This window comes from Brevundimonas sp. UBA2416 (genome assembly GCF_002343105.1).
Classification (GTDB): Bacteria; Pseudomonadota; Alphaproteobacteria; order Caulobacterales; family Caulobacteraceae; genus Brevundimonas.
Window position 1 is genome coordinate 4,023 of record NZ_DDRM01000029.1, and the last position, 9,050, is coordinate 13,072.

Sequence of the window (9,050 nt, forward strand, 5' to 3'; positions counted from 1 at the left end):
ACCGCCAAGTTCGACGAGTCGATCGAGATCGCCGTCAACCTGGGCGTCGATCCGCGTCACGCCGACCAGCAGGTCCGCGGCGTGGTCAACCTGCCGTCGGGCACGGGCCGTGACGTTCGCGTCGCCGTCTTCGCCAAGGACGCCAAGGCGGCTGAAGCCCTGGCGGCCGGCGCCGACGTCGTGGGCGCCGAGGATCTGTACGAGAAGATCAACGGCGGCTTCATGGACTTCGACCGCGTCATCGCGTCCCCGGACATGATGGCCCTGGTCGGTCGTCTGGGTAAGGTGCTGGGCCCGCGCGGCCTGATGCCCAACCCCAAGGTCGGCACCGTGACTCCGAACGTCGCGCAAGCGGTCAAGGACGCCAAGGGCGGCGCCGTCGAGTTCCGCGTCGAAAAGGCCGGTATCGCGCACGGCGGCATCGGCAAGGCCTCCTTCACCCAGGAAGCCCTCGAAGCCAACGTGAAGGCCTATGTGGACGCCCTGCAAAAGGCCCGTCCGGCCGGCGCCAAGGGCACCTACGTCAAGCGCATCACCCTGTCCTCGACCATGGGACCGGGCTTCAAGATCGATCCGGCGTCGCTGAACGCCTGATCGGCCTGACAGACTGAACGAAGAGGGCGGCGACCGCAGGGTCGTCGCCCTTTTCGTTTGCGCGTTACCGCGACGGAGGTGAATGTGACGGTTCCTTGGGGGAGCGTCATGCGTATCATCGCCATTCTGGCCGTCGTTCTGGCGGTGTGCGCCGGGCCTGTTCTGGCCCAGACGGCGCCGGACGCCGCCCGCCGGAACCACCTCGATCTCGCGGCGCAGTATCTCGAGCTGACCCAGGGCGGCGACCTGGTGAAACAGATGCGGCGCCAGATCGAGGACGGCTATGGCGACGCCGAGCTCCCGCCCGAACAGCGCGCCTGGCTGGTCGACTCCATGACCGACATGTTCGCGGACGTGATGGCCCAGACGATCGTTGAGTTGCGGGACGACGTGGCCGACAGCTTCACGGTTCAGGAGCTGGAGGCGGCCATCGCCTTCTACGACTCCCCGATCGGGCGGTCGGTGGTCCGCAATCAGGTCGATCTGAACGCGGAACTCCAGGAGGTGATGATGCGGCTTCTGATCCCGAGGGTCACCGATCTGATGGAGAAATATTGCCTGCGGTTCGACTGCACCGCCGTCGCGGATGCGGCCGCCAAGCGGGACGATTGATCGTCAGGGTTCTGACGGGTTGACGCACGTCCCGGGACGGGGGAGTCAACGACTGCGGGCATCGCCGATGTCCCGGAGATTCGTGGATGCCCGGCTGTCAGCGGTCACTGTCGTACGGAATGGATGACGGCCCGGCGGTCGGGCCTCGTCCTGCCTGATGGTTGATCATCACCCTCGCACACAGGCGACCGAAAGGCGCCAGGTCGCTGCCCTGCCATGGCGCAGGGGCGCGGACGGGATCGAGATCCTGCTCGTCACCTCGCGCGAAACCCGTCGCTGGGTCACGCCCAAGGGCGGGCGGATGCCCGGCCTGACCGACGCCCAGGCGGCGGCCCAGGAAGCGCTGGAGGAGGCGGGGATCGAGGGCTTGATCGGGGGAACCCCTCTGGGAACCTTCCGCTATCTGAAGGTGCTGAAGCGCCGCGCGCCGCGCTGGTGCGTGGTCGCTGTCCACGCGCTGGAGGTCCAGGTCGAGCATGACACCTGGCATGAACAGGCCGAGCGCGAGCGGGTCTGGGTCAGCCGGGAGGAGGCGGTCCGACGGGTCGATGAGCCGGACCTGAAGGCGCTGATCGCGGCGTTCGAAGGCTAGGTCCTGATCGCCCGCGCCAGATAGCAGCCGCGCGGAGCGAAATGGATGTGGACCTGGTCTGTGGCCGGATGGTCGAACCAGACGGCCAGCCGGTCGTCGAGGGACCGGCCGTCGATGACCTCGCCCTCGATCATCATGTTGCGCCTGTCGTAGACGCGCAGCGACAGCGGCCGCTTGGCCAGCATCTCCGGCGCCGGGCCCTCGACCGATCCGGCTTCCATGGCGGCTTCGCGCACGAAGATCGGACCCGCCGCGCGATAGGGTGAAGTGGCGTCGGTCAGATGGGCATGGTTGACCAGCACCAGCCGCTCCCCGGCGTCGGCGTCCTGCAGACTGACGCGGCAGGGCGCGCGGCCCGGCGCGTCGGCGACCCAGCGCCGGGCGCCGACAGCTGCGAGCTCGGCGTCGGACATGGAAAAGTACGGGGCGAACGGGGCCAGCGGCAGGGCTTCAATGCGGTAGGTCATGGAGATCTCCTTCGGTCGCCAGGGTGCGACGAAGGGCCTGCGGCGTCTCGCGGGTTTCGGACGTTGCGCCGGGCCGCCGGCATCCCCACAACGGGGGGTATGAACGCACCCTTCAAGACCCCGGCCGATCCGCTCGACGCCCCCGTCTGGGACCTGTCCGACCTGTACGCCTCGCGCGAGGACGCCCGTATCGAGGCTGACCTGACCCGCACCCGCGGCATGGTCGACGAACTGAACGCCCTGCAGGGTCGGCTGGTGGCGGCGCGCGGCCAGCCTGCGACCCTGGGCGAGCGGCTGGACCGGGCGGTGTCCCTGTACGAACAGGCGTCCGACATCCTCGGGGCGCTGGGGGCCTATTCCTTCCTGGCCGCCTCGACGGACCGCAATGACGCCGCGGCCCAGGGGTTCGAGGCGACGGTGCGCGAGAAGCTGACGGCCATCGCCACCCCGACGGTGTGGGTCACGCTGGAGGTCAACCAACTCGAGGAGGCCGAGATCGAGGCGGCGCTGTCGGCGTATCCGGCCGCGGCGCGCTGGCGGCCCTGGCTGCGGCGGGTGCGGGCGATGAAGCCGCATGAGCTGTCCAACGAACTGGAGACCTTCCTGGCCGAGCGCGGCCCGATCAGCGCCCAGTGGCCGCGCCTGTTCGACGAGACCCTGGCGGCGATGAAGGTGAAGGCCGGCAAGGACGAGCTGACCCTGTCCCAGGCGCTGAACCAGCTGTCCGACCCCAAGGGCGCGCGGCGCAAAGCGGCGGCGGAGGGGCTGGACGCGGCGCTGGCGGCGCGGACCCAGACCATGGCGCTGGTGCTGAACACCGTCGCCGCCGACAAGGCGCTGGAAGACAAATGGCGGGGCTTCAAGCGTCCGGCGGATGCGCGCCACCTGTCCAATGAGGTGGATGGCGAGTCGGTCGACGCCATGGCCGAGGCGGTGGCCGCTGCCTATCCCCGTCTGTCGCACCGCTATTACGCGCTCAAGGCCAGGGCGATGGGCAAGGCGAAGCTGGACCAGTGGGACCGCAATGCCCCGATCGAGACGACGGCCCCGCGCGGCTATGACTGGGCGGCGGGGAAGCAGCTGGTGCTGGAGAGTTTCGCCGATCTGGGGCCGGAGTTCGCGGACCGGGCCGGCGGGTTCTTCGACAAGCCGTGGATCGACGGCAAGGCGCGACCGGGGAAACAGTCGGGCGCCTATGCCCACCCGGTGACCTCGGACCGCCATCCCTATGTCTTCCTGAACTGGATGGGCGAGCGGCGCGATGTGCTGACGCTGGCGCATGAGCTGGGGCATGGGGTGCACCAGACTCTGGCGGCGGGGCAGGGGAGTTTGCTGGCCGATACGCCGCTGACGCTCGCCGAGACGGCCTCGATCTTTGCCGAGGGGCTGACCTTCGACCGGCTGTTGGCCACGGCGCCGAAGGCTGAACAGCGCGGGCTGCTGGCCGGACGGATCGAGGACGGACTGAACACCGTCGTGCGCCAGATTTCCTTCCACCGGTTCGAGACCCGGTTCCACGACGAGCGGGCGAAGGGCGAGGTCCCGGTCGAGCGGATCGGGGAGCTGTTCCTGGAGGAGATGGGAGCGGCGCTTGGGCCGGCGATCACCCTCAACCCCGGTTATGAGCACTGGTGGAGCTACGTCAGCCATTTCGTGCACTCGCCCTTCTATGTGTACGCCTATGCGTTCGGCGACCTGCTGGTGGCCGCGCTGATGGAGACCCGGGCCAAGGATCCGGCGGGGTTCACGCCGCTTTATCGGGAGCTGCTCGCGGGCGGCGGATCGAAGGGCTACGTCGAGGCCTTGGCGCCGTTCGGGCTGAACCCGCGTGATCCGGCCTTCTGGACGATCGGGACGAAGCGGCTGGAAGGGCTGATCGACCGGTTCGAAGCGCTGGTCTGACGCGCGGCGTTGACGTGCAGGTGTGTACGCGCGAGCGTCCCGCCATGCGCACCCTGATCCTCGCCGCGGCCCTGTCGGTCCTTCCGCTGACCGCTCACGCCCAGACACCTCTGGCCGGGCCGTCTCCATCCGTGAGAGCCATGGCGGCCGGCTACAAGGCCCTGACGGTCTGCAGCGCCCTGAGGACGGCGGAGGCGGCGGGCGGGACGCGCACGCTGGAGAGCGTGGAAGCCAATGAACTGGCCGGCATCTATCCGGAACTGGACGGGCTGGTCCGCGAGATGGCCGTCGAGATCGACCGCAACCGGGTGTCGGTGGCCTGGGACGAGGCCATGCCGCCGCGGGTGGCCCAGTTCAACGGGAATGGCTGTGTGATCATGCCGGTGGGGTGGGACTCGCCGACGATCGGCGTCCGCGTTGGCGCTCCTTTGCCCGAAATGGACGACCTCCCGGCGGGAGAGCCGCAGGGCAATGTCGCCCTGCTGAATGAGGCTGTCGAACAGGCCTTCGAGGGCGGCTACGGCGAAGGCGTCAACACCACCGCCGTCCTCGTGCTGCAAGATGAACGTGTCGTGGCCGAGGAATACGCCACGGGCTTCGACCGGAACACGCCGCAGCGGACCTGGTCGGTCGGCAAGAGTCTGGCCGGGACGATTATCGGCGCTGCAGTGCATCGCGGCGAGGCCGAAGTGAACGCCTCCGCGGCCATCGCCGACTGGAGCCGTCCCGGCGATCCGCGGCGACGGATCACTCTTGACCAGTTGATGCGGATGGCCTCGGGCCTGACCAGCGACACGGCAGGCAACCGCACTGACGCCCTGTATTTCGGCGGGGTCGGGATCGACGAGCAGGCCACGACCTGGCCGCTGATCGCGCCGCCGGGGACGCGCTACCGCTACGCCAACAACGACACCCTGCTGGCGGTGATGGCGATCGCGCCGACGTTCCAGCGGCATCCGCCCGCCGACCTGTTCCGGCGGCTGGGCATGTACGACACCTGGGCCGAGACCGACTGGCGCGGCAACTACATGCTGTCCAGCCAGGTCTGGACGACGGCGCGGGATCTGGCCCGGTTCGGAAGGCTGTATCTGAATGACGGCGTGGTCGGTGGTGAGCGCATCCTGCCCGAGGGATGGCGCGACTACGTCTCGACCCCGTCCGGCCCGCAGCCGACCGGCGAGCAGGGCTATGGCGCCACCTTCTGGCTGTTCAACAAGTCGGAAGGCATTCCGGCCGACGCGATCTCCGCCAACGGCAACCGCGGTCAGTATGTGATCATCGTGCCGAGCCGGAACATCGTCATCGTGCGCCGGGGCGAGGACCCCACCGGGAAACGGTTCGATTTCATCGCCTTCACCCGCGACGTCCTGGCCGCCCTGGAGTGACGGCGATTTGACCCGGACGACTTGAGCGGGACGCAGGGCTCGCTATAAGGACCGCAACTGCCGTTCCAGATTCCCGGACCCGATCATGGCCGACCCGCACCACGCTTCCGACTCCTACGTCCGCGGTTCGCAGGAGATCAGCGAGCAGGAATCGACGTTCGACGCCTTCATGGGCATGACCAAATGGGGCTCGCTGGCGATCGCCGTCCTGCTGGTCGTCCTGACCCTCTGGTTCCAGCCCGGAGGCAGCCTGATGACCGCCTTCATCACAGGGGTGGTGCTGTCGGTGGCCGGCTTCTTCATGCTGAAGTCCCCCAAAAAGCACTAGCAACCAGGCCTCTTTGACGCGGCCTCCCGGATAAGCCTAACGTCGCTCCGTCGAGAGATGACGGAGGGATTCGCTTGGCTGTCGCCATCGCTGTGACCCGCGAACGCCGAGACGGCGAAACGCGCTGCGCCGTCACGCCGGAAACGGTGAAGAAATTCGTCGCCATGGGCGCGACCGTGACGGTCGAGGCCGGGACGGGGACGGGCTCATCCATTCCGGACGCGGACTATGCCGCCGCCGGCGCGACCGTGGCCAAGGACACCAAGGCGGTGCTGTCGGGCGCCGATATCGTGCTGAAGGTGCGCGGGCCGACGGCGCAGGAGACCAGTGCGTTGAAGTCCGGCGCGATCGTCGTGGCCCTGCTCGATGCGTATCGCGACAAGGAGACGGTGACGGCCCTGGCCGGGGCCAACGCCACAGCCTTCGCCATGGAGTTCGTGCCCCGGATTTCGCGGGCGCAGGTGATGGACGCCCTGTCGTCCCAGGCCAACCTCGCCGGCTATCGCGCGGTGATCGAGGCCGCCTGGGCCTACGGCAAGGGCTTTCCGATGATGATGACGGCGGCGGGCACGGTCGCCCCGGCCAAGGTCTTCATCATGGGCGTGGGGGTGGCGGGCTTGCAGGCCATCGCCACGGCGCGGCGGCTGGGGGCGGTCGTCACGGCCACCGACGTCCGGCCGGCGACCAAGGAGCAGGTGGAATCGTTGGGCGCCAAATTCCTCGCCGTCGAGGACGAGGAGTTCAGGAACGCCCAGACGGCCGGCGGCTACGCCAAGCCGATGAGCGCCGAGTACCAGGCCAAGCAGGCGGCCCTGACCGGCGAGCACATCAGGAAGCAGGACATCGTCATCACCACCGCCCTGATCCCCGGCCGCGCCGCGCCCGTGCTGGTCAGCGCGGCCCAGGTGGCGACCATGAAGCCGGGCTCGGTGCTGATCGATCTGGCGGTAGAGGCGGGCGGCAACGTCGAGGGGGCCAAGGTCGGCGAGGTGGTGACCACGGCGAACGGCGTCCAGATCGTCGGCCATACCAACCTGCCGGGCCGGATCGCTGCGGACGCCTCATCGCTCTACGCCAAGAACCTGGTCGCCTTCGTCGGTCTGATGATCAAGGACGGGGCGCTGGCGCTGGATCTCGAGGACGAGATCCTCAAGGCGTCGGCGGTCACGCACGGCGGGGCCGTGGTGCATGAGGGAGTGAAGGGATGACCGCTTCAAAGGGTCCGACGGGCTTCATCCATGGCTTCGCCACGGCGGCCATGGGGCTGGGCGTGCTGCTCGCTGTCATTTGGCTGGTCCTGTGGGGACTGGCGGCGACGGGCGGGCCGGATTGGCGGATGCCGATGCAACTGCTGCAGAGCGCCGGGGCGCTGGTCCTGATCGGGTGGCTGCTCAGGATTCTGCTGCGGTCGCGTGGCGTAAAGGGAGCCGCCTGATGGAACACGTCGATCCCACCATCTTCCGGCTGGCCATCTTCGTGCTGGCGATCTTCGTCGGCTACTATGTCGTCTGGTCGGTGACCCCCGCCCTGCACACGCCGCTGATGGCGGTGACCAACGCCATCTCCTCGGTGATCGTGGTCGGCGGGCTGATCGCGGCGGCGGCGTTCAGCGGCGACGCGGGGCCGAATGGCTGGATCGCCAAGGGAGCCGGCGTTGCGGCCGTGACCCTGGCCAGCGTCAACATCTTCGGCGGCTTCATGGTCACCCGGCGCATGCTGGCCATGTACCGCAAGAAGGAAAAGCCCAAGGCGGCGGAGGCGAGCAAGGCGTGACGGTCGACCCGCTCCAACTCGCGGTCGGCGCGTCCTGGGTCGCTACGGCGATCGGGGCGGGGCTGTGGCTGTGGAGTTGGCTTCGCGAGAAGGACGCCATCCGCAAGCTGCGCTTCCTCGACTGCGGGGTGGTGCTGCTGTTCGCCTCGGTGCTGCTGCGCATCGTGGCCCAGGAAAAGCCGATGAGCATGTGGGACTGGGCGATGATCTTCGTCGGGCCGCTGTTCATTGCGGCCGCCCTGTGGCGGCTGGCGCGCACCGCCTGCCCCCCGCCCGGCCGATCAGATTGAGGGAAGACTGACCGCATGAACGCATCCTTCGCGGCCCTGGCCTACCTGGTCTCCGGCGTCCTGTTCATCCTCAGCCTGCGCGGCCTGTCGAGCCCGGAGACGAGCCGGCAGGGCAACACCTTCGGCATGATCGGCATGGCGCTCGCCGTCGGCGTGACGCTGGCGACCCTGTGGACCACCGGAACGCTGGATACCCTGACGCTCGGCCTGATCGCGGGCGGGGTGGTGGTCGGCGGCGGGGCCGGGGCCCTGATCGCGGGTCGCGTGCAGATGACCCAGATGCCCCAACTGGTCGCGGCCTTCCATTCGCTGGTCGGTATGGCCGCCTGTCTGGTGGCCATCGGGGCCGTCTATGCGCCCGAAAGCTTCGGCATCGCCACGGCGGACGGGGGCATCAAGACCCTGTCGATCATCGAACTGGCGCTCGGCGTGGCCATCGGCGCGGTGACCTTCACCGGCTCGGTCATCGCCTTCGCCAAGCTGAACGGAAACATGAGCGGGGCCCCGATCATCCTGCCGGCGCGGCACCTGATCAACATCGCCCTGGCCTGTGGTCTGGTCTTCCTGATCGGCATCATGATCGGCACGGGCGGGACGGCGGTCTGGGCCTTCTGGGGCATCTTCGTCATCGCCCTGATCCTCGGCGCGACCCTGATCATCCCCATCGGCGGGGCGGACATGCCGGTGGTGGTGTCGATGCTCAACTCCTACTCCGGCTGGGCCGCGGCGGCGCTGGGCTTCACGCTCGAGAACATCGCCCTGATCATCACCGGGGCGCTTGTGGGCAGCTCCGGCGCGATCCTGAGCTACATCATGTGCAAGGGCATGAACCGCAGCTTCTTCAGCGTCATCCTGGGCGGCTTCGGCGGCGACAGCGGCCCGGCGGGCGAGGCCCGGGTCGAGACGCGGCCGGTCAAACAGGGCAGCGCGGACGACGCGGCCTTCATCATGAAGAACGCCTCCAAGGTCATCATCGTCCCCGGCTACGGCATGGCGGTGGCCCAGGCCCAGCACGCCCTGCGCGAAATGGCCGACAAGCTGAAGGAGGAGGGGGTCGAGGTGAAATACGCCATCCACCCCGTCGCCGGCCGCATGCCCGGCCACATG

Annotated in this window: 12 protein-coding genes; 11 read left to right on the forward strand and 1 reads right to left on the reverse strand. The window is 68.5% G+C overall.

Translation table 11 applies throughout. From position 1 onward, the window contains the following. The 3 genes from rplA to B3E43_RS09290 form a co-directional block, all read left to right on the forward strand. Nucleotides 1–594 (forward strand): 50S ribosomal protein L1 (gene rplA, locus B3E43_RS09280; protein ID WP_292028735.1); only part of this gene is annotated, 594 nt, incomplete at its 5' end. Between the two features lie 108 nt (nt 595–702). Beyond that, a complete protein-coding gene (locus tag B3E43_RS09285) occupies nt 703–1,206 on the forward strand; it encodes a DUF2059 domain-containing protein (protein WP_292028736.1) in 504 nt (167 codons plus the stop codon). A gap of 157 nt (nt 1,207–1,363) precedes the next feature. After that, nucleotides 1,364–1,798 (forward strand): NUDIX hydrolase, encoded by a 435-nt coding sequence (locus B3E43_RS09290; protein ID WP_292028738.1) that lies wholly within the window; start codon nt 1,364–1,366, stop codon nt 1,796–1,798. Here B3E43_RS09290 and B3E43_RS09295 read toward each other — a convergent pair. Further along, on the reverse strand, nt 1,795–2,265 hold the full coding sequence (locus B3E43_RS09295; protein ID WP_292028740.1) for a DUF1203 domain-containing protein: 471 nt from the start codon (nt 2,263–2,265) through the stop codon (nt 1,795–1,797). The two genes, B3E43_RS09290 and B3E43_RS09295, sit on opposite strands and share 4 nt — an antisense overlap. A 99-nt stretch (nt 2,266–2,364) precedes the next feature. On the opposite strand from B3E43_RS09295, the gene B3E43_RS09300 reads away from it, so the two are divergent. From B3E43_RS09300 to B3E43_RS09335, 8 genes are all read left to right on the forward strand, one after another. After that, nucleotides 2,365–4,167 (forward strand): M3 family oligoendopeptidase, encoded by a 1,803-nt coding sequence (locus B3E43_RS09300; protein ID WP_292028741.1) that lies wholly within the window; start codon nt 2,365–2,367, stop codon nt 4,165–4,167. 44 nt (nt 4,168–4,211) lie between these two features. After that, entirely contained in the window at nt 4,212–5,552 is a 1,341-nt protein-coding gene (locus B3E43_RS09305; RefSeq protein ID WP_292028743.1) for a serine hydrolase domain-containing protein, read from the forward strand. An 85-nt stretch (nt 5,553–5,637) separates the two neighbouring features. Further along, nucleotides 5,638–5,880, forward strand: coding sequence for an aa3-type cytochrome c oxidase subunit IV (locus B3E43_RS09310; protein WP_292028745.1), 243 nt, complete (start codon nt 5,638–5,640; stop codon nt 5,878–5,880). A 74-nt stretch (nt 5,881–5,954) separates the two neighbouring features. Beyond that, nucleotides 5,955–7,088 carry a Re/Si-specific NAD(P)(+) transhydrogenase subunit alpha gene (locus B3E43_RS09315; RefSeq protein ID WP_292028747.1) on the forward strand — a complete coding sequence of 378 codons (1,134 nt, stop codon included), beginning with the start codon at nt 5,955–5,957 and terminating at the stop codon, nt 7,086–7,088. Further along, complete coding sequence (locus B3E43_RS09320; protein WP_292028749.1) at nt 7,085–7,315, forward strand: hypothetical protein; 231 nt, start codon at nt 7,085–7,087, stop codon at nt 7,313–7,315. The genes B3E43_RS09315 and B3E43_RS09320 overlap by 4 nt, the downstream gene beginning before the upstream one ends. Further along, entirely contained in the window at nt 7,315–7,653 is a 339-nt protein-coding gene (locus B3E43_RS09325) for an NAD(P) transhydrogenase subunit alpha (protein WP_292028751.1), read from the forward strand. The genes B3E43_RS09320 and B3E43_RS09325 overlap by 1 nt, the downstream gene beginning before the upstream one ends. Then, the gene (locus B3E43_RS09330) at nt 7,650–7,943 is read left to right on the forward strand and encodes a hypothetical protein (RefSeq protein ID WP_292028753.1); all 294 of its coding nucleotides are present in this window, start codon (nt 7,650–7,652) and stop codon (nt 7,941–7,943) included. Before B3E43_RS09325 ends, B3E43_RS09330 begins: the two co-directional genes overlap by 4 nt. A 15-nt stretch (nt 7,944–7,958) precedes the next feature. Further along, the coding region (locus tag B3E43_RS09335; RefSeq protein ID WP_292028755.1) for an NAD(P)(+) transhydrogenase (Re/Si-specific) subunit beta at nt 7,959–9,050 on the forward strand (1,092 nt) is incomplete at its 3' end.